This is a genomic window from Mesorhizobium sp. ESP6-5, assembly GCF_020164695.1.
In the GTDB taxonomy this organism is placed as follows: Bacteria; Pseudomonadota; Alphaproteobacteria; order Rhizobiales; family Rhizobiaceae; genus Mesorhizobium; species Mesorhizobium australicum.
Genome location: NZ_JAIUGR010000002.1, coordinates 265,008 through 289,427, shown reverse-complemented (window position 1 = coordinate 289,427; position 24,420 = coordinate 265,008). Strand labels below are relative to the sequence as shown.

Sequence of the window (24,420 nt, the reverse complement as noted above, 5' to 3'; positions counted from 1 at the left end):
GGCAGCGGCAAAGCCGCCGTCAGGATCGGTTGATGCCTACAGCTTGCAGTAAGGCGTTACCGGCGCGATCGTGCCGAAATCCTTGACGATCTCGTAGCCGATGCCGTCCGCCGCCGCCTTGCCGACATAGGAATGGCAGAGTGTGTGGTTGTTGCTGGCATCGACCCGGATCTTGCCTTGTGGCGCATCGAACTCGATCGTCGGCAGCGCCTTGAGCACATCGTCGTCCTTCAGCGAGCCGGCCTTCTCCGCCGCCAGCGCGTAGAGATGCAGGCCGTTATAGCCGGCCTCGCCGATGCCATTGACCATCTTCTCCTGGCCGAATTTTTCGCGGAAGTTCGCGATGAACTTCTTGTTGACCGGGTTGTCGAGCGCCATCCAGTAGGGCTGCGGCGCGTAGGTGCCGGCGGCGACGCCAGGCGGCAGCGCGTCCTTGTTGAAGACCTCGTCGAGCGGTGCGATCAGAGGCTGCTTGATGTCGAAGCTGCGATACTGCTTGAGCTGCGTGACGGCGTCGTTGCCGACCACCATCGACCACACGACGTCGGGCTTCAGCGACTTGATCTTCTGGAAGGCCGGGCCGAAATCCGTGGTGCCGAACGGATAATAGTCGGCGCCGACAATCTTGCCGCCGGCCTTTTCATAGGCGGCTGTGATCGCCTCGGTCATTTTCTGCGGCCAGGCATAGTCGGACGCCATGATGTAGATGGTCTTGCCGAGGTTTTCGGCCACCCACGGCATCATCGGGTCTACCTGCTGCATCGGGATAGGTCCGGTGGCGACGAAGTAGCGATTGCATTCGCCGCCCTCGAAATTGGTCGGGTAGAAGAACAGCTTCTTGGCCTTCGAGGTGACGGAAAGCGTGGCGCTGCGCTCGGGCGAAATGATCGTTCCCATGATCACGTCGACCTTGTCCTCGTTGAGGAGCTTGCGGGCCTTGTCGATGGAGCCCTTGGTCGTGGTCTGGTTGTCCTCGATGAAGAGCTCCACCTGGCGCCCGCCAATGCCGTTGGCGGCGTTGAGTTCGGCGGCGGCGAGCTTGTAGCAGTTGAGCAGCGTCTCGCCGAGGATCGCCTGCAGCCCGGTGATCGGGATCGACAGCCCGACCTTGACCGTGTCTGCGGCGCGCAGGATTCCCGGCGCGCCGACCATTGCGAAGGCGGCCGCGGCGCCGCCGGATTTCAGAACAGTTCTTCTGTTTATCATTGTTGTGTTCCCTTCCAGTCCAGGCGCGCCCCATGCACGCCTTACAAAGCCAAGAGGTCCTTCAGCAGGGTCTCGTCGGCGAATGCTTCCGGCGTGCCCTCATGCACGATCCTGCCCTTCTCCATCACCAGGCAGCGGTCCGCCGCCTTAAGGACGAGATCGAGATTCTGCTCGACCAGGACGATGGCGATGCCGCGCTCGCGCGCGATGCGCGGCACCAGCTCGGCGATCGACTGCACGATGTTCGGCTGGATGCCTTCCGAAGGCTCGTCGAGCAGCAGCACCGACGGCAGGCCGCACAGTGCGCGGCCTATCGCCAGCATCTGCTGCTGGCCCCCCGAGAGCGTACCGGCGGTCTGCGCCTCGCGCTCGCGAAGGATGGGAAAATAGCCAAAGATGTCGGCTGGAATGTCGCCGTCGCCACGATCCCTGGCGGCGCGCGTGCCGACTTCCAGGTTCTGCCGCACCGTCAGCTGGTTGAAGATACCGCGGCCCTGCGGCACATGGGCGATGCCCGCCCGCGCGCGGCGGAAGGCCGGGGCGTTGGTGAGATCCTGGTCGCCGAGAACCACCGCACCGCCGCTCGCCTTCAGGCCCCCGGCGATGACGCGCAGCAGCGTTGTCTTCCCGGCGCCGTTGCGGCCGAGCAGGCCGACCACTTCGCCCGCCGCGACGCCGAGGTCGATGCCGTTCAGCACCGGGAGCAGGCCGTAGCCGGCCGACACGGCAAGTGTCCGCAGCATGGTCAGCGCCTCCCCAGATAGACGTCGCGGACCATCTCGTCGGCCTCAATGTCGTGGAAAGGACCGCTGCGAAGCCGGCGACCCTGGTGCAGCACCAGCGTTTCGCAATTCAGCGCCCGCACGAAGCGTATGTCGTGCTCGACGGCGACGATCGAGAACTCGCCCTTCAGCCGCAGCAGCATTTCGGCCGTCGCCAGCGTCTCCTGCGGCGTCATGCCGGCGGTTGGCTCGTCGAGCAAAAGCAGCCGTGGCTCGATGGCCAGCGCCATGCCGATCTCCAGCCATTGCTTCTGGCCGTGCGCCAGTTCGCCGGCCAATGTGGCAGCACGATTGGTCAGCGCGACCAGTTCCATCAATTCACCGATTGGCCGCGCCGGGGAGGGGGCACCCCATCGTGCGACCTTGAGGTTGTCCTCAACCGAGAGGCTCGGGAAGACCGACGGGATCTGGAACTTGCGGGCAATGCCGAGCCGGGCGATGCGATGCAGCGGCAGGCCGGCAATGTCGCGGCCGAGGAAATGGACGCTGCCGCTGGTCGGGCGCAACGTGCCGGTCAGCACGTTGAGGAAGGTACTCTTGCCGGCGCCGTTCGGGCCGATGATGCAGCAGAGCGCCTTGTCGCGGACCGTCAGGTCCAATCCTTCGAGGGCCTGCAACCCTCCGAAGCGGATGCCGACATTTTCGGCTTGGAGCAGGACGTCGCTCATCAGGCCTGGCTCCTGCCTTTGAACAGGCTCTTCAGCCGCGCATAGATCGACAGGATGCCGTCCGGCAGGACAAAGACGATGATGACGAAGACGCAGCCCAGCAGCAGCGGCCACAGGCTCGGATTGAAGCTGCTGATCGTCTGCTGTGCGCGCTGGATGAAGATTGCGCCCAGCACTGGGCCAAGCAGCGTGCCGCGCCCGCCGACCGCCACCCAGACAATGACCTCCGTCGACAGAAGCAGTCCGGACAGATCGGGGGCAACCAGCCCGGCCATGCAGACATAGAGCGCGCCGGCAAGCCCGGCGATGGCTGCCGAAAGGATGAAGGTGACGAGCAGCCGTAACGGCGCATTGTGGCCGAGTGCCGCCGCCCGGACCTCATTATCCTGAATGGCGGTCAGCACCGTGCCCCAGCGGCCACGGCTGATCGACCACAGCGACAGAACGGCCACCGCCACGATGACCGCGACGAAGATATAGCTCGACAGGTCCTGGCTGAGATCGACATGCCGGCCGCCAAGAACGAATTCGATCGGCGGGATCCCGATCAGGCCGCTGTCGCCGCCGGTGACCGAACTCCAGGAGATGGCCGCCTGCTGGCAGATGACGCCCATGGCCAGCGTGACGATGGTGAAGTAGCTGCCGCGGATGCCGCCGAAGAACAGGAAGTAGCCGATGATGGCGGCGACGAAGGCCGCCCCCGCGACCGCGCCTGTGATGCCGACAAGGCTGGCGAAGGGGATCGCGTCATTGAGCGTGACCAATGCCATGATGTAGCCGCCGATGCCAAAGAAGGCGGCGTGGCCGAAACACAGGATTCCGGTGCGGCCCCAGAAGAAGTCGAGGCTCGCCGCGAACAGGCCGAAGATCAGCGCGTCGCGGATCACCGTCAGTTGGTAGCCGTCGGCGAGGAAGGGATAGAGGATCGCGAGCGCCACGCAGACGGCGAAGATCAGCAGCCAGTTGCGGTCGCGGGCGATCATCGCGACGCCCCGTTGAACAGGCCGTTGGGCCGCACCCGCACGGCGACGATGGCCGCCAGCAGCACGACCGCCTGCGCCAGCGATGGCGAGATCTGGTAGTTGAGGATGCTGGTCAGCCCGCCGACGAAGACGCTGCCGGCGACGAGGCCGCCAATCGAGCCGACCCCGCCGACGATGACGACGAAGAAGGCGTTGGCGAGATAGTTCACCCCCATCTGCGGCAGCACGATCGCCAGGGGCGCGACCAGTCCCCCAGCCAGCCCCGCGATTGCCGCGCCGAAGGTGAAGGCGATGGCGTAAGTGCGGCGCGTGTTGATACCGACGCCCTCCGCCATTTCGCGGTTCTGGATGACGGTGCGGATGTCGAGCCCGAACGACGTCCGGCTGATCAGCAGGATGACGCCGAGCAGGGTCAGCATGGCGATGGCAATCAGGATCAGCCGGTAGGCCGGATAGACGGTGAAGAAGAGGTCGAGCGTGCCCTCGACCGGCGGCGTCACCGGCTTGGCGCCGAGGCCAAAGGTCAATTCCAGCCCTTGCTGCAGGATGAGGCTGACGCCCCAGGTGGCAAGCACCGTCGACACCGGCCGCGAATAGAGGTGGCGAATGACGGCGAATTCCAGGATGCAGCCGACCACGGCGCCGGCGATCGGCGCCGCAGCCAGGCCCAGCCAGAACGAGCCGCCCATACTCTGGATGAAGTATACCGCGAAGGCGCCGACGGTCACAAACTCGCCATGCGCCAGATTGGTCACGTTCATCAGGCCGAAGCTGATCGCCAGCCCGAGCCCGACCAGCATCAGGATGCTGATCAGCGTCAGCGCATTGAGCAATGTCGTGATGGCGAAATCCATCGCTTCAGGCCGCGCTGGCGAGGCGTTGGCGCAAGCCCGCGAGCAGGCCTTCAGCGGCATCGATCACCGCCGCCTGATGCGGCTGCAGGTCCTGCCCCGCCCACTCGTCGATATGGTCCGACAGCGGGTCGACCACCTCGGTGCGGTGATTGGCCAGCGTCTCGATGACGGCGTGGCCGCAGAATGGCACATAGCCCTCGGAATAGCCGCCTTCATGGCTCATCATCAGCCGTCCGTTCGAGACTTCGGCCGCAAACGCCACCATGCGCGCGGCAAGGCGGCGAAAACATTCGCTGTTGAGCATCATGCGGCCGAGCGGATCGAAGCCGGACGCGTCGAAACCGGAAGCGACGATGACGAGGTTGGGCTTGAACGCGCGCAAGGCAGGACCGATGACGCGGTCGAACGTGGCTTCATAGGCGCCTGTGCCGCTGCCGGCCGGCAGCGGGACGTTGATGTTATAGCCTTCGCCGGGTCCCTTGCCGTTGTCGACGAGCGCGCCGCGTCCGGTCGGGTATAGATTGTCCTGATGGAGCGAAATCGTCAGCACCGACGGATCGGAATAAAACACCGTCTCGGTGCCATTGCCGTGATGCACGTCCCAGTCCACCACGGCGGCACGGCCGAGCAGGCCCTCGTGCTGCAGCCGCCGCACGGCGACGCCGATGTTGGAGAACAGGCAATTGCCCATGGCCTGATCGGGTTCGGCGTGGTGCCCGGGCGGCCGCGCCAGCGCATAGGCGTTGTCGACGCGGCCGGTCAGCACCGCACGCATCGCGGCATAGGTGGTGCCGGCGGACAACAGCGCGATGTCGAAACTGTTGAGGCCGATCGGTGCCTGAGGCCCGGCGAAACCGGATCCGCCTTCGCTCAGCATCCTGATATCATCGACGTGGCGTTGCGTGTGGACGCGCAGCAGGTCTTCCACCGTTACCGGTTCGGCAATGATCGGAACCAGATGGCGTGCCAGGCCACTGACCTGGATGAGATTGTTGAGCCGTCGTTTGGATCCAGGCGATTCCAGGTGGCGTCCGGGTTCCACGAAACGGCCGGGAGGCATCATGTCGGCGCTGGAGCCGGTATCATGCCACATCAGCTGTTCGTGAAAAACGTAGCCTGTCGCCATCCGCGGCATCCTCTAAAAACCAGACGCTAGCAGGCTAACAATCGCCCGGCCCGACCCTAAAGAGGGGCCATGTCAGTCATCTATGCCCCTCCTTTCGGAGGGGTGCGGAGGTTTGCGGCGACCTGCGCGGCGCGCACTGCCTGGACGCGGTTCGATACCGAGAGCTTGCCGAAGATGTTTTTCAAATGCCACTTCACCGTCGTTTCGCTTACCGACAGTGCAACGGCGATATCGCGATTTGACATGCCTTCCGACAGAAAGTGCAGCAGCTCGGACTCGCGCTGGGTGAGCTGTTCTTTCTCGACCGTCGGGGCGGCTGTTTTGCGCGTCGTCACGGGCATCGTCTGCGCGGCATCGATGATGCGCGTCGCATAGGCCGACAGTGACGGGTCGGCCTTTGCCTGGGCCGCCCGGAGCCGCATCAAACCCTCGACGACAGACTTGCCTTCGTCGACGAAGGAGCGGATGAAGCCCGAGGGTTGCGCAAGGCGCAATGCTTCGTGCAGATGGCGGTCTGCTTCCCGCTGGTCATGGCCGGCGCTCTTGGCGCGCAGGATCAGCGCCAGTATGTGCCGGCGCATGCGCCCGCTGCTTTTCGTTCGCTCCAGCAGCGCGTCGAAAATCGCCGCCGCCGCCGCGTAGGATTTTTCCGCCGTAAGCAGCCGGCCTTCGGCGAAGAACTCGAATTCGTTGGCGACGGTAGAGGCGGTTTCAGCGCTTTCGCGGCGATGCTCGTCGAGCAGCGCGCGGGCTTCCGGGGTGCGGTTCTGGTCAAGAAGCAGCCGGATGCGATCGTGCACCAGCACCGAAGCGAGGCGGCGGTAGACGGAGCCGCGCACGCGCTGGTAGACGCGCTCCAGCATGTCGAGGGCGGCTTGGCCGCGACCGGTCAGCTGCAGCACCCGGGCATAGGTCGGCACGCTGGCCAGGGGATAGACAATGACCGCTGCGCCCTCGATCAGCGGCCCGAGATTCTCGACCAGCGCCAGTGCTTCGCCGGATGCGTTGGTCTCATAGGCGAGTTCGGCAAGCAGCGTTCCGGCGAGGGCCTCGGCATAGGAGTTGGCGCCGATCCGCGTCCTGGCCTCGATGATCGCGTTGCGCAGCAGCCGTTCGGCCGCGGGCAGGCGGCCGGCCGAGCGCTCGATGACGGCCATGTAGCAGTTGGCGATGGTGACGCCGAGCAGGCTGCCGCTTCGCTCATGGGCCTTGCGCGCCGCGTCCACAGCAGCGCGTGCCCCCTCAAGGTCGCCCAGCGCGTAGAGATTGTAGCCGATGACGTTTGCAGTCGCGCCTTCCATGAACCACGCGTCGGGGGCGATGATGCGCAGGGCCGCCAGTGCTGTGTCGCGCGCGTCCTCGAACTGTTCCAGCGTGCTGTGCACGGCCGCTGCAAGGACCTCGAGTTCCGCCTCGATGGTCGTGCCGGTCAGCGTGCCCGGGTCCTTGCTATCGGTCGGCCCGGTTTCGACGAGCTGGCGCGCATTGGCGAGGGTCTGCTGGGCAATCTCGGGCTGGCTGCTGTGCACCGCAAGCCACAGCACGACGAGTTGCAGCCGGATGCGCTGGTCGATCAGTTTCCTTGGCAGCAGCGCCAGCAGCTGGCGCACATAGAGAAGCTGGCATTGGGCGATGAGTTCGAGCGCGTTGTTCTCGATGAACACCGCGGCGCGAGCTTCGTCGCCGGCGGCGAGCGCATGGCCGATGGCCTCAGTCAGCATCTTGCGTTCACCGAACCATTCCGAAGCCGCCAGGTGCAGCGGTGCGATCATCTCCGGCTCGCGCCGTTCCATTTCACGGCTGAGGAAGTCGTGGAAAAGGTGATGATAGCGGAACCAGCGCCGTTCCTCGTCGAGCGGCACCAGGAACAGGTTGCGGGTCTCGATCTCGGTGATGGCAACCTCGGCGTCCGCCGCCCGCATCACCGCCCGGCAGGCCTCGGCGCTGAAGCGCTCGAAAATCGAGGAATAGAGCAGGAACTTCGCCAGCGCCGGCGGCAGTTCCAGGAACACTTCTCCCATCAGGAAGTCGGCGACGTTGCGGTTGGCGCCGGTGAAATTGCCGATGACTGTTTCGGGCGCATGGGCCGCACCGAGCGACAGCGAGGCGAGCTGCAGGCCGGCGGCCCAGCCTTCGGTGCGCGAGCACAGTGTTTCCACCGTGCCGCTGCTGACAGAGAGGCCAAGCTTGTCGTTGAAGAAGGCTTCGGCTTCCGACGAGGCGAAACGCAGATCGTCCGGGCCGATTTCAAAGATATCGCCGAGCACCCTGAGCTTGCCGAGCTGCAGCTCGGGCAGGTTGCGCGAACCGATGACGAAGACGACGTTGGTTGGTGCCTGCCGGGTCAGCCGTTCCATGAACCGCTTCACCGCCGGTGCATCGATGGCGTGATAGTCGTCGAAGAACAGGGTGATGTCGGCGTGGCGTGCCGCCAAACCCGACACGAGTGCCGCAAGCACCACGTCGAGCTGCGGGATGGGGCTCGACTGGAAGGCGAGGTCGAGCTCGGCCGGGTTCTGGACGAGATGGCGCAACGCCCCCACCAGATGCGACAGGAAGGCGCCTTCGTCATTGTCCGTCGCCTCGCAGGACAGCCAGGCCGTCAGCCGGCCGTGGCGCGCGACTTCGGCCGCCCATTGCGCCATCGTCGTCGATTTGCCGAAGCCGGCGGGCGCGGCGAACAGCACGATGCGCGTGTCGACATGCCGCTCCAGCCTCGACAAGATGCTCTCGCGCCGTACCCACCGGCGATGGTGAGGCGATGCCGGGCTGGCGGGTTGCGACGACGGTCTCATCTGGCGCCGGGCACCCATTCCGTTTCGATCAGCGGAATTTGCGGCGCGCAATCGCGCGGCAGGGTGCCCTTGATCCTGGGATCATCGGTGATTTCGAAACCGGTTGCATAGGGTTCAAATCCGCAAGCCCGGTAGAAACCGATAACGCTGTGATGATCGAAGCTGCTGGTGTGCAGCCAGATGCGGATGGGGCCTAGGCGCCATGCCTGGTCGAGCGCGCCTGCCATCAGCCGTTTGCCGAAGCCTTGGCCAGTCAAGGAGGGAAACAGGCCGAAATAGGTAATCTCGATCTCGTTGCTGCCGGCGATCGAGAATTCGACCATGCCGACATGCCGCCCACTCTCATCATGGCCGTAGTAGAGATGCTGACGTCGGTCGGCGAAATGCGCCGCGATGTCGGCGTCCGACATTTCGGCGGCGCGGTCCCAGAGCCAGGGAGCGCCGATCTCGAGGAAGACTGCGCGGTAGACGGCGGGATCGGGCTTGGTGACGCGGGTCATCGCCAGCGGATGCGCGAGACCGGGCACCGGGGCACGCGCCTCCATCCACGTCACCGCATTGATGATTTTGCCTGCCGGCACGCGCCGGTAGCCCGGGACGAGATCGGTGGTTTCATCCGGCAATGAGCCTTCAGTGACTTGCATCTGTCCTCGGTCTTCCGCCGCGCAGCCTGGCCGGCATGTCAAGAAGCTGATGCCAACTCTGCGGCCGCCTGCCAAGTGGCTCCAGAGGTGGGCCATGATTTTGACCCGCCTGTCGCCTTGCCTTTTCGAAGAATGGCATATGAGATATGATACACCATCCATGGAGAAGCGGAATATCATGCCTGAACGAATTGCGGACGAGGCCATCTTGCGGGCGGTCGACGATGGCTTCGACCGCCAGCTCGCCTTCTTGGCGGACCTCGTACGCTTTCCCTCGCAGCGTGGCGAGGAACACGCCGCGCAATCCTTCATGGCGGCCGCCTATGAAGCCAATGGCTATGCGGTCGATATGTGGCGTGTCGATGTCGATGCGATCCGCGACCTGCCTGGATTCTCGCCCGTAGCGGTTTCCTACGATGACGCGTTCAACGTCGTCGCCACCCACACGCCGAAAAACGTCACCGGTCGCTCGCTGATCCTCAACGGCCATATCGATGTGGTACCGACCGGACCGCTCGACCGCTGGGTGCGAGATCCCTACGATCCGGCGATCGAGGATGGCTGGATGCATGGCCGTGGCGCCGGCGACATGAAGGCCGGCCTGTCGGCCTGTCTCTATGCGTTGGCCGCCTTGCGCGGCCTCGGCTATCAGCCGGCGGCGAAAGTGTTCCTGCAGTCGGTGGTCGAGGAGGAGTGCACCGGCAATGGTGCGCTCGCTTGCCTGCAGCGCGGTTATCGCGCCGACGCCGCCTTCATTCCCGAACCGCTGGAACCAAGACTGATGCGGGCGCAGGTTGGGCCGATCTGGTTCAGGGTCGAGGTCGACGGCGATCCGCAGCACGCGTCGGGCGCCTTTTCCGCCGGCGCCAATGCCATCGAGAAGGCGTTTCTCATCATCCAGGCGCTGAAGCAACTCGAAATCGTCTGGAATGCCAGAAAGGTTGACGACAGGCATTTCTGTAATCACCCGCACCCGATCCGATTCAACCTCGGCAAGATCGAAGGCGGCGAATGGACATCGAGCGTTCCGGCGCGCTGCGTCTTCGAGATGCGGGTCGCGACCTATCCCGGCCAGAAGCTCGAGGACGCCAGGGCCGAACTCGAGGCCTGCATCGCCGATGCCGCCCGCGCCGATCCGTTCCTCGCCAATCGCCCGCCCAGGATGACCTACAACGGCTTCATGGCCGAGGGCTATGTGCTGGAAGGCGCCGACGAGATGGAAGCCGTGCTGCGCCGCAGCCATACCGCCGTGTGGGGTGAGCCGTTGACGGAACATGTCACCTCGGCCACCACCGATGCGCGCTTCTTCGGCCTTTATGCCGACACGCCGGCAATTGTCTACGGCCCGATCTGCCGCATGCCGCACGGCTATGACGAGGCTGTCGATCTCGATTCCGTGAGCAAGGTCACCCAGACCATTGCGCTCTTCATCGCCGACTGGTGCGGCCTCGAACCCATCGATGCCGAGGTCAGGCCATGAACGCGGCCGTATCGGATGCTTTCGGCGAGACGCTCGCGGACGATGCGCCCGATGTCTCGATCGCCGAGGCGCTTGCCCTGTTGCGTCGGCACTATGGGCTCACTGGCAGCGCGCGCACGCTGCCAGGCGAACGCGACCACAATTTTCACATCCAGACGGAAGGCGAGGGCGAATTTGTCCTGAAGGTCTCGCATCCGGCGGAAGAGGCTGATTTCACCGATTTCCAGAACAAGGCGCTCGACCATATACTGACGGTCGACCCGGCTTTGCCGGTTCCCTCGGTGCGCAAGAGCCTCGAAGGCGAAGCGCAGTTCATGGTCGGCATCGGCGGATCGGCGCCGCGCATCGTGCGGCTCGTCACCTATCTGCCGGGACAGCTGCTTTCGCGCTCGCTCACCTCATCGGCACAGGATCGCAATCTCGGCATCTTCCTCGCCCGGCTTGGCCGGGCGCTTCGCGGCTTCTTCCATCCGGCCGCCGGCAGTGACCTTTTGTGGGACATCCGCAAGGTCGCCAAGACGCGGCCGATGCTGGCGCATATCGTCGATGCCGGCCATCGCGCCATGGTCGAGCGCGCCATCGACGCCTACGAGGAGCACGCGGCGCCGGTTATTCCCGGGCTGCGCGCCCAGATCGTCCACAACGACATGAACTCCTACAATGTGGTGATGGACGCTTCGCGACCGGAAATGGTCAACGGCATCCTCGATTTCGGCGACATGATCCATTCGCCGCTGATCTGCGATCTCGCCATCGGGGCCGTCTATCGGTGGCCGGCCGAAGGTCATCCGCTGGCGCCCGCCGCGCGCTTCGTCGCCGGCTATCAGTCCGTGCAGCCGCTCGAGATCGAAGAACTTGGCATCCTCTTTCACCTCATTCGTGCCCGCCTCGCACTCATCGCCAACATCGCCAGCTGGCAGGCCGAGCGTTTTCCGGCCAAGCGCGACTATGTCCTGCGCCTCATCACCGAGGTCTGGGCATCGCTTGAGCGGCTGGACGGACTGTCGTCCGCGGACGCCCGCCGCTATTTTCTCGACCATTCCAAGCCGGAGTAGATGCCGTGTCCCTGTCCTCGCCACATCCTGCAAATGTCGACTCGGCGGCATCCGAGCAAGCGCTGCTCGAACGCCGCGCCAGATTGCTCGGGCCAACCTATCGCGCCTTCTACCGCAGCCCCATCCATCTGGTGCGTGGCAGCGGTGTCTGGCTCTACGATGCCCAAGGCCGAAAATACCTCGACGCCTATAACAACGTCGCCTCCGTCGGACACTGCCATCCGCGCGTCGTGGAGGCGCTATCTGGGCAGGCCGCCACGCTCAACACGCACACGCGCTATCTCAGCGAGATCATTCTCGACTACGCGGAAAGGCTGCTCGGCACGCTTCCCCCCCGTCTCGGCCATGCCATGTTCACCTGCACCGGCAGCGAGGCCAACGATCTCGCCATCCGCATCGCCCAGCACTCGACCGGCAACACCGGCGTGATCATCACCGACTTCGCCTACCACGGCGCGACCATCGCGACAGCACAGCTGTCGCCGGCTGCGGTCGGGGCAGCGGGCGTGCCCGCCCGGCATCGGGCCGTGGCAGCGCCGGACACGTTCCGCGACGGCGGCCGCGCCGCGCATGATTTCGCCAGAAATGTCGCCGCCGCCATCGAGGATATGCGCGCGCAAAACATCCGCCCGGCGGCGCTGCTGTTTGATTCCGCCTTTTCCAGCGACGGCATTTTCTTCCCCGAGGCTTCCGTCATGCGCGAGGCGGCCGATCATGTCAGGAAGGCCGGCGGCATCGTCATCGCCGACGAGGTCCAGTCCGGTTTCGGCCGGCTCGGCCAGGGCATGTGGGGCTTCGCCAACTATGGCCTCGCGCCTGACATCGTCACCATGGGCAAGCCGATCGGCGACGGGCATCCCATGGGCGCGGTGATCGTGCGGCCGCAGCTGGTGAGCTCGTTCGGTTCGAACACCGGCTACTTCAACACTTTCGGCGGCAATCCGGTCGCCGCCGCGGTCGGCATCGCCGTGCTCGATGTGATCGAGGGCGAGGGGCTGATCGAGAACGCGCGGACGGTTGGCGCCTATACAGGAGAATTGCTGCGCGCCTTGCAGAGCCGGCACGGCATGGTCGCCGATGTCAGGCACAACGGCCTCTATTTCGGCGTCGAGCTGATGGCGGAGGATGAGGCCACTGCTGCTGCCAAGACTTCATCCGTCGTTGAAGCCATGCGCGAGGACGGCGTGCTGATCTCGTCGTGCGGTCCACGCGGCAATGTGCTGAAGATCAGGCCGCCACTGCCCTTTGCCAGGGACAATGCCGAGCAGCTGGCCGAGGCGCTCGATCGCGCACTGTCGAACTGGTGAGCTGAGCGGGCACGCATGCTGAAGCTCGAGCATCAAACCCTCAATGACCGGGCCTACGGCGCGCTCAAGCAGGAGTTGATCTCGGGCGGCTTCAGCCCGGGCCAGATACTGGTCATCCGCAAGCTTGCCGAGAGCTTTGGCATTTCGACGACGCCGATCCGCGAGGCGCTGCAAAGACTGGTCGCCGAGCGACTTCTGGAAATGCAGAACAACCGCTCGATCATCGTGCCCTTGCTCTCCGCGCCCGCCTTCTCGGAACTGACGCGCATCCGCATCGCCGTCGAGGGACTGGCAGGCGAGATGGCCACGTCACGGATGACTGAAAGCGGGCTGGCCGACATCCAAGCCGCGCTCGCCGACATGCAGCGGGCCATCGAGGCGCAGGACGCCACGGCCTATCTGGCCCTGAACGAAGCCTTCCATTTTGCTATTTATGAGCACGCCGGCGCGCCGATCCTCTTGAACATGATCCGCGATCTCTGGGGGCGCGTCGGACCCTATCTCAAGCTCCTGATGCGGGCCGATCGCTACATTCCGCAATCCAATGACGCACACCGCGGGATCGTCGCGGCGCTGGAACAGCGCAACGGCCCGGCCGTTCGGGCTTCCCTTGAAGAGGATATCTCCGTGGCGGCCGCGGTCCTCTCCGACAGTCTCCATATGGCGCACTGATCGCGGGCAGGCTCGGTCGGCCTATGCCGTCTCGTCCATCCGGTCGCGCAGGATGCTCCAGCCGAGCAGCATGTTGGGCGCGTGCCGCAGCAGGGCATGGAACGGAATTGGCGCCGGCGGTGCGAAGGGCAGCGGCAAATCACGCGCTTCGGTTCCAGCGGCCCAGTCGGCCAGCACCTTGCCCATCGCCGTGGTCATGGCAATGCCGCGTCCATTGCAGGCGCGACCGGCGATCAGCCCCGGTCCGAGGTCCAGGAGATGCGGCAGGAAATCCGGTTCGACCGCCGCCATCCCCGACCAGCTGTAGGCAAGGGGGGGCAAATCAGGCAGGTCGAGGTGCCGGCCGAGCCGTCGCCAGATTGTTTGCGGCACGCGCGTATCGGCGCCGGCGCCAAGAATATGCATGCCGCCGCTGATCAGCCGGTTGTCGGCGTCGAAGCGAAAGGTGAAGAGGTTGCGCCTGGTGTCGCCGACGCCTTGTCCGCCAGGCAGCAGACGCGTTCGGATTTCCTGCGGCAGAGGCGCGGTCGCGATCTGGAAGACCTTCAGCGGAATATAGGTTCGCCGCAGCAACGGATCGAGCGACCCGCCATAGGCGTTGGTAGCGATCAGCACCTTGGCCGCGCGTACCAGGCCCAACCGTGTTTGAAGAGCCCAACCATCGGCGACGCGATCGATCGAGGTGACCGGCGTGTGCTCGAAAATCTTCGCGCCGGCCTTCTCCGCCGCATCGGCGAGCCCCCGCGCATAGGCGACCGGATTGAGCACGCCGCTGGAACGATCCATCCAGCCACCGACATAGCCGCGTGCGCCGGTCAGCGCTTCGACCTCTTGCCGATCCAGGGTGACGACAGGCCGGCCGCGCCGCGCCCATTGGTCCGCGCGGGATTTGACCTTCTCCAGGGCCGCCGGCGAGTGCGCCGGCTGGATCCATCCGTTCTGCACCGCGTCGCAGTCGATGCCGTGCCGCCGGATCAAGCCGAAGACGAGGTCGGCACTGCCGGCGGCAAAATCGATGAGGCGTTCGCCGCGCTCGGGGCCAAGATGCGCGAGGATGCTGTCGGGGTCCATCCTAGCGAAGTTCGGCACGACGAAACCGGCATTCCTGCCGGTCGCGCCCCAGGCGATGATCTCGGCTTCGAGAACGGCGATGGAAAGTCCTTTTCCGGCGGCGTGCAATGCGGTTGAAAGGCCAGAAAATCCGCCGCCGACAATGGCAAGGTCGACATCGAGGTTGCCACTCAGCGCAGGCCGCTTGCGGCGATCGCGGCTGATGGCATGCCAAAGCGAAGTGCCGTTCGCACTCTGCCGGACCAGGGCATTCATGAACCGGAACCGCTTTTGTCCGTGGCGATCCGCGTGCGCTTGCCGAAGCGCGTCCGCAGCGGCCTGTCGCCGAACAATCCGTTCGGCCGCATCAGCAGGATCACGCAGAGCATCACGCCGATGGCGACGATCTGCAGCGAAGCGGCGCGCGCCTGCTGCTCGGGCGGGAAGAACACGCTGGTCAGCGTGCCCGATCCGGCCCAAATCCCCCAGACCAGGACACTGCCGATGACCGCGCCGAGATTGCTGCCCGAGCCCCCGACGATCAGCATCACCCAGACCTGAAAGGTGAGGATCGGCAGGTAATTGTCCGGCGCGATGAAGCCGGTGAAATGCGCCTGCAGCGCGCCGGCCAGCGCCATGATGGCGCCGCCGACGGCAAACGCCTGGACACGGTAGAAGCGCGCGCTCTTGCCGAGAGAAATCGCCGCCCGCTCATCTTCGCGGAGCGCCTTCAGCACACGGCCCCACGGACTGCGCGACAGGTGCTCCAAGGCGAGATAGGCAATCAGCGTCACAGCGCAGACGACCGCAAGGTTCGACAGGTTGAACAGCAGCGGCGTCTCCGCCAGGCCGCCGAAGGGGCGCGGGATGAAGCCGATGCCGAAAGGTCCGCCGGTCAGTTTCTGCGCGTTGAGCGCGACCAATTGCACGACGACGGCCACGCCGAAGGTGGTGATCGCCAGATAGTCGGATCTAAGACGCAACGTCGCCATGCCGGTAAGCGCGGCCGCAATGCCGCCAACGATCATGGCACCCACCCAGCCGGCGAGGATGGGCAGGCCAAAGCCGCCGAGCCGCGCGGGATCGTCCGGTGTCGTCAGCAGCGCCGAGGTGTAGGCGCCGATGGCGACGAAGCCCGCCAGGCCGACATTGAACAGGCCGGTCAGGCCCCATTGCAGGTTGAGCCCCAGCGTGACCAGTGAGAAGATCAGCGCCGTGGTCAGGAAGAAGGCGCCGTATCCGACCAGATCGATCATCTTTCCCGAACTCCGAAAAGGCCGATCGGCCGCACGAACAGCACAGCCATCAGGATGATGAAGGAAACGGCGGCGCGCCATTCGGCGCCGATCAGCTGCACCGCGCCGGCTTCGGCGAGACCGATGATCAGGCCGCCGAGCACCGCGCCCGGGATGCTGCCGATGCCGCCGAGGATGGCGGCGGCGAACATCGGCAGCAGCATGTCGAAGCCCATGAACGGGCGGATCTGCACCAGGATGCCGATCATCACGCCAGCCACGCAGGCGAGCGCGCCGCCGATGATCCACGTCACCCGCACCACGCTGGCAACGTCGATCCCGACGACGCGGGCCAGTGCCGCGTTCTGGCTCAAGGCCTGCATGGCGCGGCCAGTCTGCGTGCGCGTCATCAACAGATGCACGCCGAGCACGAGTATGGCGGTCAACACGAGCAATGCGATCTGGTCGGGCGTGATGCGGATGCCGAAGCCGACCGGCATGGCGATCTGGATCGCCCGGCTGAAATAGGTCGGCCGTGAGGTGAAGGTGAATTCGAGCAGGCTGCGTAGCGCCATCGAGGCGCCGAAGCTCGCCATCACCACGATGATCGCCTGGCCCTGCGAGCGCAGCCGCGAAAACAGGATCTTGTCGAGCAGCAGTGCGAGCAAGGCGGTGAATGCCATGCCGACGATCAGGGCAACAAGAAGCGGCCAGCCGAAGGATAGCGGCCCGATCGGTGCCACCTTGCCGAACATCGCACCGATGGCACTGACCACGGCCAGCGTCGCATAGGTGCCCCAGGCCATGAAGTCGCCATGGGCGAAGTTGGAGAAACGCAGGATCGAATAGGTGAGCGTCACGCCGATGGCGCCGAGGCCGATCATCGAGCCGGTCAGCAATCCGTCGACGATGAATTGCAGGCTCATGCCGCGCCTCCCTTGCCTGCATGGGAAGGGCGCTGGCCAAGATAGAGTTCGGCGACGACAGGGTCGTTCCACAATTCGGAGGCTATGCCTTCGTGCCGGTCCTTGCCTTCGGCCAGCACATAGGCGCGGTCGCCGATGGCAAGCGCTGCCTTGGCGTTCTGCTCGACCAAAAGGATGGTGACTCCGGACTTGCGGATGCCGGCCAGCATCTCGAATACCATCGCGACGAACTTCGGCGACAGGCCGGCGGACGGCTCGTCCAGCACCAGCACCTTGGGATGGACGATCAGCGCCCGCGCCACGGCAAGCATCTGCCGCTGGCCTCCCGACAGATTGCCGGCGGCGGTGCGGCGCTGGCGGACAAGGTCGGGGAAGGCGGCGTACATTTCCTCGATGCGAGCCGGGATGTCGCGCCGCTCGAGGATGCCGCAGGACACCTTGAGATTGTCCTCCACCGACATCAGCGGAAAGATGTTCTCGGTCTGCGGCACGAAGGCGAGGCCAAGCCGCACCATGGTGTGGGCGGGCGCGGCGGTGATGTCCCTGCCGTCCAGCAGCACCGTGCCGCCGGTGATCGGCACGAGGCCGGCGATCGCCTTGATGAAGCTCGACTTGCCAGCGCCGTTGGGGCCGAGCACGACGACGATCTCGCCTCTGTCGACGGTGATCGAGGCGCCGCGCACGATCGGCACGCCGGGCTCATAGCCGGCTTCGAGGTCGCGTACATCGAGGACGGTCTCGCTCATGCGGTGCCTCCGAGATAGGCCTCGATGACGCGCGGGTCGCGCGCGACCTCTTCTGCCGTGCCTTCGCTCAGCAGTTGGCCGCTCGCCATTACAAGGACGCGGTGGCAGAGCCGCGTCACCATGTCGATGTTGTGCTCGATCAGCAGGAAGGTGATGCCGCGCGCGTTGATGTCGCGGATGCGGTCGATGATGACTTCGAGCAGCGTCGCGTTGACGCCGGCGGCGGGTTCGTCAAGCAGGATGATCGCCGGGTCGGCCATCATGACCCGGGCAAGTTCGAGCAGCTTGCGCTGGCCGCCGGACAGCACGCGCGCCGGCTCATGGGCGAGATGGCTGAGGGTGACGAGTTCGAGCAGCTCGAGGGCTTTCGTCCGGGCGGCTTTTTCCTGTGCCGCCACCCGCCACGGCGTGAGGAAGTTAGCCAGCAGCTTTTCGCCGGCTTGGCCCTGTGCCGCGAGCATGATGTTTTCGATCAGCGTCAGATTGGGCAGCGGGCGCGGGATCTGGAAGGTGCGGCCGAGCCCTCGGCCGATGCGCAAATGAGCGGCTTCGCCGGAGACGCGCGTGCCGTTGAGAAGGATGTCGCCGCTGGTCGGCAGGATGCTGCCTGCGAGCAGGTCGAACATGGTCGTCTTGCCGGCCCCGTTGGGTCCGATCAGGCCGAGGATTTCGCCCGCTTTGACATGAAACGAGACATTGTTGACGGCGACAAGTCCGCCGAACCGCCTGACGACGTTGCTTGCCGTCAGGACCGGGACACAGGTCTCCTTGCCCTGCCTTTCCGCTGCCTCGCTCATCAAACCCTCTGGCCGAAGACGGTCGTCGCCGTCTTCCGATTATGATTTGTGATCACACTTGCTTTGATCACGCTATTCGGCTTTAATTTCATCTGCAAGCCGAAAACCCGCCGAGAACGGAATTCCATGCAAAAGGCTGCCATCGAGAAAAACAACGAGGCGATCGCGGCCCAGCTGGCTCCGGTCGGCCGTGAGACGGTGCAGGATCGCGTCTATTCCGAGCTGCGTCGGGCCTTGATCGGCGGCCTGTTCGAGCCAAGCCAGGTGCTGACTATCCGTGGGCTGGCCGATGCGCTGGTCACTTCGACCATGCCGGTGCGGGAGGCGCTTGGCCGGCTGATCACGGAAAAGGCGCTGGAGGCGCTGCCCAACCGTTCGGTGCGGGTGCCGCCAATCACGCTGGAGCGCCTCGACGATCTCTTGCGTGCCCGCGTCCTGATCGAGGGCGAGGCGATCGCGCTGGCCGCCGCCCGCATGGGGCCGCGCCAGATCACCACCATCGAAACCATTCTCGGCGAGTGGGACGAGATGCGGGCGCTGAAACACAAGAAGGATGTCGACCGCGAAGTGACGCTCAACCAGAGCTTTCACTTCGAGATCTATCGCTCCTGCGGCTCGGCCGTGTTGATCCCGATGATCGAGAGCCTGTGGCTGCAATCAGGTCCATGCATCCGCGTCGCCATCTACGCTTTCTCGGAAGCCGGCGAGGTCGACACCGCCCAGTATCACCGCCGCATCGTCGAGGCGCTGGCCACGCAGGATGCTTGGGCGGCGCGCGAAGCACTGGTCGCCGACATCAGCCGGCCCTTCACCTTCCTGCGCAGCAAACTGCAATCCGCCGCCGCGAAAGGCCAGATATGACCTCCATCAGGATCAGCGAGCCCCGCTCCAAGCTTTCCGTCACTGCGCTGCTGCTGCCGGAAAAGGCGCCGGAGAATGCGGCCTTTCTCACAGCCTATCTCGCCACGCCACGTGTCGTCCCCGCCATTCACGCCATGTGGACGGGACCTGAGATCTCCTGCCCGGTTCCATCAGCCGATCTCGAGGGGCAGGCCTATGCCCAGCCGCTGCCGGCGGAGAACGCGACCCTGACGCCGCAGCCAGGTGACATCGTGTTGTCCTACGTGCCGCCGCGCATGTGGGGCGGCAACCCCAACGCAATCTTCGACATCGGCCTGTTCTACGGGCAGGGCGCGCGTCTGCTGTTCCCGATCGGCTGGCTGGCCGGCAGCGTCGTCGCGCAGGTGAGACCCGGGGAGCGCGATCAATTCGCGGCTGCCTGCGGCATCATCCGCCGCAACGGCGCCTGCGACATCACCTTCAGCCTGGTGGAGGCCTGAAATGGCTGACGACAGTTTCGAGCTTTTCGATCTTCGCGTCGAGGCGGTCATTCCGCAGGGCAAGCCGATCTATTGCGGCGCCAGGGCCGGCGATTATTTCGAGCTCAAGGGCGAGATGCTGTCGATGCCGGCGGGGCAGGGCTTTTCGATCTATTCGATCTCGGCGGTGCTGCCGCTGCTGGCGGCGAAGCAGCGCCCGACCCACCCGAATGACTGGATGACCTCGGACGCGGAGATCGCCTGTCCCGATCCCAACTGCGCCAGCAGGCTGCGGATCGTCAGGCTGGCCAAGCGGCGGTTCAGCCATGCCGAAACCACGGCCGTGCCGTTGCCGAAGGGGAATGACGAGAGATGAGTGTCAAAACCTTCGAGCTCAGCCCGGGCTACGCGATTTCGCGCGTCATACGCGGTGGCTGGCAACTGGCCGGCGGCCATGGCGCCATCGATCGCAGCCAGGCCGTAAGCGACCTGATCGCCACCTTCGATGCCGGCATCTGGACCTATGACTGCGCTGACATCTACACCGGCGTCGAGGAATTGATCGGCGCCGCGCGCTTGCGGCTGGCCAATGAGCGTGGTCTCGATGCAGCCGCCAAAATGAAGGTGCACACCAAGCTCGTGCCCGACCTTGAACGGCTCGCTACGATCAGCCGCGACTATATCAGGGGCATCGTCGACCAGTCGCTGCGCAGGCTTAAGACCGAGCGGCTCGACCTCGTGCAGTTTCACTGGTGGGATTATGCGCAGCCGCGCTATATCGAGGCGATGGGTTGGCTCGACGAGCTTCGGCGCGAGGGCAAGCTGCGCAATCTCGGCACCACCAATTTCGATACGCCCCGGCTTGCCGAAATTCTGTCAGCCGGCATCCCGCTGGTCAGCCAGCAGCTGCAATATTCGGTGCTCGACCAGCGTCCGGCGAACAGCCTCGCCGGGCTTGCGGAGGAAAACGGCGTCAGCTTTCTCTGCTACGGTTCTGTGGCCGGCGGCTTTCTCAGCGACAAATGGCTTGGTGTCGCCGAACCCGGCACGCCGCTCGAAAACCGCTCGCTGGTCAAGTACAAGCTGATCATCGACGATTTCGGCGGCTGGGACCTGTTCCAGCAACTGCTTCGCGCGCTGAAGGCGGTGGGCGACCGCCACGCCGTCGACATCGCCACCATCGCCAGCGCCTGGGTGCTGGAGCAGCCGCGAGTGGCCGCGGTCATCGTCGGTGCCCGCAACCAGGCGCATGCGCTGGCCAACGCCAAGATCATGGATGTCGTACTCGACGCCGATGACCGTGCGCGGATTGCAGCCGTGATAGCGAGGGGCAACGGCCTTGAGGGAGATGTCTACACGCTGGAGCGCGACCGCCACGGCCGCCACGGCTCGATCATGCACTACAATCTCAACGCGGGCCGGATATGAAGACCATGGACGACAGGTTGTTTTCGCAGGCCAGCGCCGAAGTCGTCGATCTGCATCGCTTTTTCGTCGACTGGTTCGTCGCCTCGCGCGCCGACAAGGTGGATTTCGGCCGCTTCGAAGCCGTCATGGGCGAAGGCCTGACCATGATCGCACCAGGCGGCCAGATCCTCGACCGCGATGCCGTGATCGACCATGTGCGCTCCAGCCGCGCCACTTGCGACGACGGCTTTGCCATCTCGATCGAGGACATCCGGCCCGGCTGGCAGGATGGCGACACGATCGTCGTCCTCTATGTCGAGGCGCAGCTGCGCGCGGGTAAGCACAGCCGCCGCCAGTCGAGCGCGGTCTTCACCACCCGTTCATCGGCGCCCAACGGCGTCCAATGGCGGCATCTGCATGAAACCTGGCTGCAGGTGCCGGAACACTGAGACTTTCCAGACGTCAAATCAGTTCGTGTAACTCAAGGGGAACAACAATGAGAAAGACGATACTCCAGCTCACCACGGCACTTGCTCTCGTGACGATGGCGGGTGCCGCACAGGCCGCCGACTGCAAGATCACCGTCGGTCTCGTCATGGAACTGACCGGTCCGGCCGGTGAATACGGACAGGCCGGCGCCAAATCGGTCGAAATGGCCTTCCGCGACATCAACCAAGCCGGCGGCGTGCGCGGCTGCGATCTCGTCACCGACACGCGCGACAGCCAGAGCCAGGGCAACATCGCGGTCGATGCCGCCACCCAGCTGGTTCAGGTCAAGAAAGTGCCTGTGATCATCGGTGGCATCATTTCCTCGGTATCGATCCCGATCCTGACCTCGGTGACCGCGCCGGCCAAGATCGTCCAGGTCTCGCCGGCGTCGTCCTCGCCGACTCTGACGACACTCGGCCGCGAAGGCAAGACCAACGGTATCTTCTTCCGCACCATCACCTCGGATGCGCTGCAGGGCGTGGCCGCCGCCAAATATGCCGTCGACAAGGGTTTCAAGAAGCTGGCGATCATCCACGTCAACAACGACTTCGGCGTCAACATGGTGGCCGAATTCTCGCGGGCCTACAAAGCGCTCGGCGGCACCATCGTCTCCGACACCCCCTACAACGAGAAGCAGTCGAGCTACGCCTCGGAAGTCACCGCGGCGATGGGTGGCGAACCGGATGGACTGTACCTGGTCAGCACGCCCGTCGACGGCGCCACCATCGCCCGCACCTGGATTTCGCAGGGCGGCGTGCAGAAATTCCTGCTCAATGACGGCATGAACAGCCCTGATTTCATCGAGTCCGTCGGCGCCGATTATCTGAAGGACGCCTATGGCACGTCTTCCGGCACCAGCCCGACCGCCTCGACGGAGTATTTCACCAAGAACTACAAGGCGTTTTCCGGCATCGAACCGTCAAATCCCGCGGCAGACCGCTCCTATGATGCCGGCGCCATTGTCGGGCTCGCCATCGCGCTTGCCGGCTCCGAGGACCCGGCCAAGATCAAGGACGCCATGTACAAGGCAGTCGATCCCGCCGGCACGCCGATTTATGCCGGCAAGGAAGAATTCGCCAAGGCGCTCGGCCTGATCAAGGACGGCAAGCCGATCCGCTATGAAGGCGTCATCGGTCCCGTCGTCTTCGACAAGTTTGGCGACATCACCGGCCCGTTCCGGCTGTGGAAGATCGCCGACGGCAAGGTGACGACCGATGGTGAAATGACCACCGACGACGTCAACGCGCTGCAGGCCAAGCTTCAGTAAGCCGTCGCTGTACTTCCGGCATCGATCTCGCCCATCGCGATCGATGCCGGCATAGTCTGAGACAGGTCGATATCGCTTGCACGACAAGCGGGCGCGAATAGGATCGGCCGGCTGCAGTTCAAGGGATGGCGAGCGTGCTGGACAAGGATACTCATCGGGCCATCCGGTTGTTGGACGCTGACGATGCGCCTTGTCACGCAGGCGCCTGAGCCGGATGTCGCCTGAAACACAACGGCTTCTCTCCGCGCTTGGCAACAGGCTGGGCGCGGGCGGCATGCTCGCCGGCTCCGACGTGGACCAGCGCTATCGTGACGATCCCGACGGCAAGCTCGGCGTGCTTCCCGAAGCCGTGCTGCGCCCGCGCGATGCCGAGGATGTCGCGGCGGCACTCGCCGCGTGCAACGCTCTTGGCCAGCCGGTCGTCGTCCAGGGCGGGCGCACCGGGCTGGCCGGTGGCGCCCGCGTCCAGCCGGGCGAGGTCGTGCTATCGCTGGAACGCATGACCGGCCTTGCCGCCCCGGATCGTCAAACCGCCACCATCGTCGCCGAAGCTGGCGCGACGCTGCAATCGGTGCAGGAAGCGGCCGACGGCGCCGGGCTGATGTTCGGCGTCGATATCGGCGCGCGCGGCTCCGCCACGGTCGGCGGCAACATCGCCACCAATGCCGGCGGCATCCGCGTGCTGCGTTATGGCATGTACCGGGCACAGGTGCTGGGGCTGGAGGCGGTACTCGCCGATGGCACCGTGCTGACGTCGCTCAAAGGCCTGCCCAAGGACAATTCCGGCTACGACCTCGGCCAACTCTTCATCGGCGCGGAAGGGACGCTTGGCGTCGTCACCCGCGCCGCGCTCCGGCTGCATCCCAAGCCCGCATCCGAGGTGAACGCCTTCTGCGCGCTGCCTTCGCTCGATGCGGCGATTGGCCTGCTTGGGCTGCTGCGGCAAAAGCTCGGCCCGCTATTGTCCGCCTATGAGGTCAATATCGCGCCGCTCTATGACGTCATGGTCGCCAGCATGGCCATGCCGGCGCCGCTTCCGGCCGGATCACCCGTCTATGTGCTGGCCGAAATCCAGGGCAGTGAGCCAGAACGTGACGGCGAGCGCTTCGCCGAGGTCTTGATGCAGGCGGTCGAGGACGGCGTCGTCGACGATGTTGTCGTCTCCCAATCGCCGCGCGAATTCCGCGCGCTGTGGGATGTGCGGGAGGACGCCAACCGCGTCCTGTTTTCGATGAAAGGCCTGATCGGCGTCGACATCAGCATCCCGTTGGCGCGAATGGGGGCGTTCCTGCAAGAAGCGGATGCCGCCATCCGCGCGGTCGATCCCGGTGCCGACATCTACGTCTTCGGCCATCTCGGGGACGGCAACCTGCACTATCAGGTGCTGACGGCGGACCCGGCGGCGGCCTACGGTATCATCTATCGCGGCGTGGCGGCGGCCGGAGGTGGCGTGTCGGCCGAGCATGGCATCGGCCTCGACAAGAAGCAGTGGCTGAATCTGGTGCGCAGTGACGCCGAGATCGCCACGATGCGGCGGCTGAAGACGGCGCTCGATCCGAAGAACATCCTCAATCCCGGACGAGTCTTCGACCTTGACCCAACCGTTTGAAAC

General features: G+C 65.0%; 24 protein-coding genes. 11 read left to right on the top strand and 13 right to left on the bottom strand.

Annotated elements, in window-relative coordinates:
- Positions 1-36: 36 nt before the first annotated feature.
- The 8 genes from LB524_RS03780 to LB524_RS03745 all read right to left on the bottom strand — a co-directional run bounded on the left by LB524_RS03780 (position 37) and on the right by LB524_RS03745 (position 9,058).
- Complete coding sequence (locus LB524_RS03780) at positions 37-1,206, bottom strand: substrate-binding protein (RefSeq protein ID WP_140661558.1); 1,170 nt, start codon at positions 1,204-1,206, stop codon at positions 37-39.
- Between the two features lie 41 nt (positions 1,207-1,247).
- Positions 1,248-1,949: an ABC transporter ATP-binding protein gene (locus tag LB524_RS03775; protein ID WP_015319039.1), complete on the bottom strand. Its 702-nt coding sequence runs from the start codon at positions 1,947-1,949 to the stop codon at positions 1,248-1,250.
- A 2-nt stretch (positions 1,950-1,951) separates the two neighbouring features.
- The gene (locus tag LB524_RS03770) at positions 1,952-2,656 is read right to left on the bottom strand and encodes an ATP-binding cassette domain-containing protein (RefSeq protein ID WP_015319038.1); all 705 of its coding nucleotides are present in this window, start codon (positions 2,654-2,656) and stop codon (positions 1,952-1,954) included.
- Entirely contained in the window at positions 2,656-3,639 is a 984-nt protein-coding gene (locus LB524_RS03765; protein WP_224523777.1) for a branched-chain amino acid ABC transporter permease, read from the bottom strand. Before LB524_RS03765 ends, LB524_RS03770 begins: the two co-directional genes overlap by 1 nt.
- Entirely contained in the window at positions 3,636-4,493 is an 858-nt protein-coding gene (gene urtB / locus LB524_RS03760) for an urea ABC transporter permease subunit UrtB (protein ID WP_140617460.1), read from the bottom strand. Before urtB ends, LB524_RS03765 begins: the two co-directional genes overlap by 4 nt.
- A gap of 4 nt (positions 4,494-4,497) precedes the next feature.
- On the bottom strand, positions 4,498-5,619 hold the full coding sequence (locus tag LB524_RS03755; RefSeq protein ID WP_015319035.1) for a class II histone deacetylase: 1,122 nt from the start codon (positions 5,617-5,619) through the stop codon (positions 4,498-4,500).
- An 80-nt stretch (positions 5,620-5,699) separates the two neighbouring features.
- Positions 5,700-8,342 (bottom strand): LuxR C-terminal-related transcriptional regulator, encoded by a 2,643-nt coding sequence (locus LB524_RS03750; protein WP_224523776.1) that lies wholly within the window; start codon positions 8,340-8,342, stop codon positions 5,700-5,702.
- A gap of 68 nt (positions 8,343-8,410) precedes the next feature.
- The gene (locus tag LB524_RS03745; RefSeq protein WP_140617458.1) at positions 8,411-9,058 is read right to left on the bottom strand and encodes a GNAT family N-acetyltransferase; all 648 of its coding nucleotides are present in this window, start codon (positions 9,056-9,058) and stop codon (positions 8,411-8,413) included.
- 178 nt (positions 9,059-9,236) lie between these two features.
- Between LB524_RS03745 and LB524_RS03740 the strand changes: the two genes are divergently transcribed.
- From LB524_RS03740 to LB524_RS03725, 4 genes are read left to right on the top strand one after another with little or no spacing between them, the layout of a single operon-like run.
- Positions 9,237-10,538: an ArgE/DapE family deacylase gene (locus LB524_RS03740; protein ID WP_224523775.1), complete on the top strand. Its 1,302-nt coding sequence runs from the start codon at positions 9,237-9,239 to the stop codon at positions 10,536-10,538.
- Complete coding sequence (locus LB524_RS03735) at positions 10,535-11,593, top strand: phosphotransferase (protein ID WP_015319031.1); 1,059 nt, start codon at positions 10,535-10,537, stop codon at positions 11,591-11,593. Before LB524_RS03740 ends, LB524_RS03735 begins: the two co-directional genes overlap by 4 nt.
- A gap of 5 nt (positions 11,594-11,598) precedes the next feature.
- On the top strand, positions 11,599-12,900 hold the full coding sequence (locus LB524_RS03730; protein WP_224523774.1) for an aspartate aminotransferase family protein: 1,302 nt from the start codon (positions 11,599-11,601) through the stop codon (positions 12,898-12,900).
- A 15-nt stretch (positions 12,901-12,915) separates the two neighbouring features.
- Entirely contained in the window at positions 12,916-13,572 is a 657-nt protein-coding gene (locus LB524_RS03725) for a GntR family transcriptional regulator (protein ID WP_224523773.1), read from the top strand.
- 21 nt (positions 13,573-13,593) lie between these two features.
- Here the strand turns inward: LB524_RS03725 and LB524_RS03720 are convergent, their stop codons facing one another.
- Genes LB524_RS03720 through LB524_RS03700 form a run of 5 tightly spaced genes read right to left on the bottom strand, consistent with a single transcriptional unit; the run spans position 13,594 to position 18,326 of the window.
- Positions 13,594-14,898 (bottom strand): NAD(P)/FAD-dependent oxidoreductase, encoded by a 1,305-nt coding sequence (locus tag LB524_RS03720; protein ID WP_224523771.1) that lies wholly within the window; start codon positions 14,896-14,898, stop codon positions 13,594-13,596.
- Positions 14,895-15,878, bottom strand: coding sequence for a branched-chain amino acid ABC transporter permease (locus tag LB524_RS03715; RefSeq protein WP_224523768.1), 984 nt, complete (start codon positions 15,876-15,878; stop codon positions 14,895-14,897). Before LB524_RS03715 ends, LB524_RS03720 begins: the two co-directional genes overlap by 4 nt.
- Positions 15,875-16,783: a branched-chain amino acid ABC transporter permease gene (locus LB524_RS03710; protein WP_140617455.1), complete on the bottom strand. Its 909-nt coding sequence runs from the start codon at positions 16,781-16,783 to the stop codon at positions 15,875-15,877. Before LB524_RS03710 ends, LB524_RS03715 begins: the two co-directional genes overlap by 4 nt.
- Positions 16,780-17,529, bottom strand: a complete 750-nt coding sequence (locus tag LB524_RS03705) for an ABC transporter ATP-binding protein (RefSeq protein WP_224523766.1) — start codon at positions 17,527-17,529, stop codon at positions 16,780-16,782. The genes LB524_RS03710 and LB524_RS03705 overlap by 4 nt, the downstream gene beginning before the upstream one ends.
- Complete coding sequence (locus LB524_RS03700; RefSeq protein WP_015319024.1) at positions 17,526-18,326, bottom strand: ABC transporter ATP-binding protein; 801 nt, start codon at positions 18,324-18,326, stop codon at positions 17,526-17,528. Before LB524_RS03700 ends, LB524_RS03705 begins: the two co-directional genes overlap by 4 nt.
- Before the next feature lie 126 nt (positions 18,327-18,452).
- On the opposite strand from LB524_RS03700, the gene LB524_RS03695 reads away from it, so the two are divergent.
- The 7 genes from LB524_RS03695 (at position 18,453) to LB524_RS03665 (ending at position 24,417) form a co-directional block, all read left to right on the top strand.
- Complete coding sequence (locus LB524_RS03695) at positions 18,453-19,187, top strand: GntR family transcriptional regulator (protein WP_015319023.1); 735 nt, start codon at positions 18,453-18,455, stop codon at positions 19,185-19,187.
- A complete protein-coding gene (locus LB524_RS03690; RefSeq protein ID WP_015319022.1) occupies positions 19,184-19,666 on the top strand; it encodes a DUF3830 family protein in 483 nt (160 codons plus the stop codon). The genes LB524_RS03695 and LB524_RS03690 overlap by 4 nt, the downstream gene beginning before the upstream one ends.
- Before the next feature lies 1 nt (position 19,667).
- Entirely contained in the window at positions 19,668-20,021 is a 354-nt protein-coding gene (locus tag LB524_RS03685) for a TIGR04076 family protein (protein WP_015319021.1), read from the top strand.
- A complete protein-coding gene (locus tag LB524_RS03680; protein WP_015319020.1) occupies positions 20,018-21,073 on the top strand; it encodes an aldo/keto reductase in 1,056 nt (351 codons plus the stop codon). The genes LB524_RS03685 and LB524_RS03680 overlap by 4 nt, the downstream gene beginning before the upstream one ends.
- A 5-nt stretch (positions 21,074-21,078) precedes the next feature.
- Positions 21,079-21,501: a DUF4440 domain-containing protein gene (locus LB524_RS03675; protein WP_015319019.1), complete on the top strand. Its 423-nt coding sequence runs from the start codon at positions 21,079-21,081 to the stop codon at positions 21,499-21,501.
- Positions 21,502-21,548: 47 nt separating this feature from the next.
- Positions 21,549-22,808 carry an ABC transporter substrate-binding protein gene (locus LB524_RS03670; RefSeq protein ID WP_224523764.1) on the top strand — a complete coding sequence of 420 codons (1,260 nt, stop codon included), beginning with the start codon at positions 21,549-21,551 and terminating at the stop codon, positions 22,806-22,808.
- 214 nt (positions 22,809-23,022) lie between these two features.
- Positions 23,023-24,417, top strand: a complete 1,395-nt coding sequence (locus tag LB524_RS03665) for an FAD-binding oxidoreductase (RefSeq protein ID WP_140792232.1) — start codon at positions 23,023-23,025, stop codon at positions 24,415-24,417.
- The last annotated feature ends 3 nt before the right edge of the window (positions 24,418-24,420 follow it).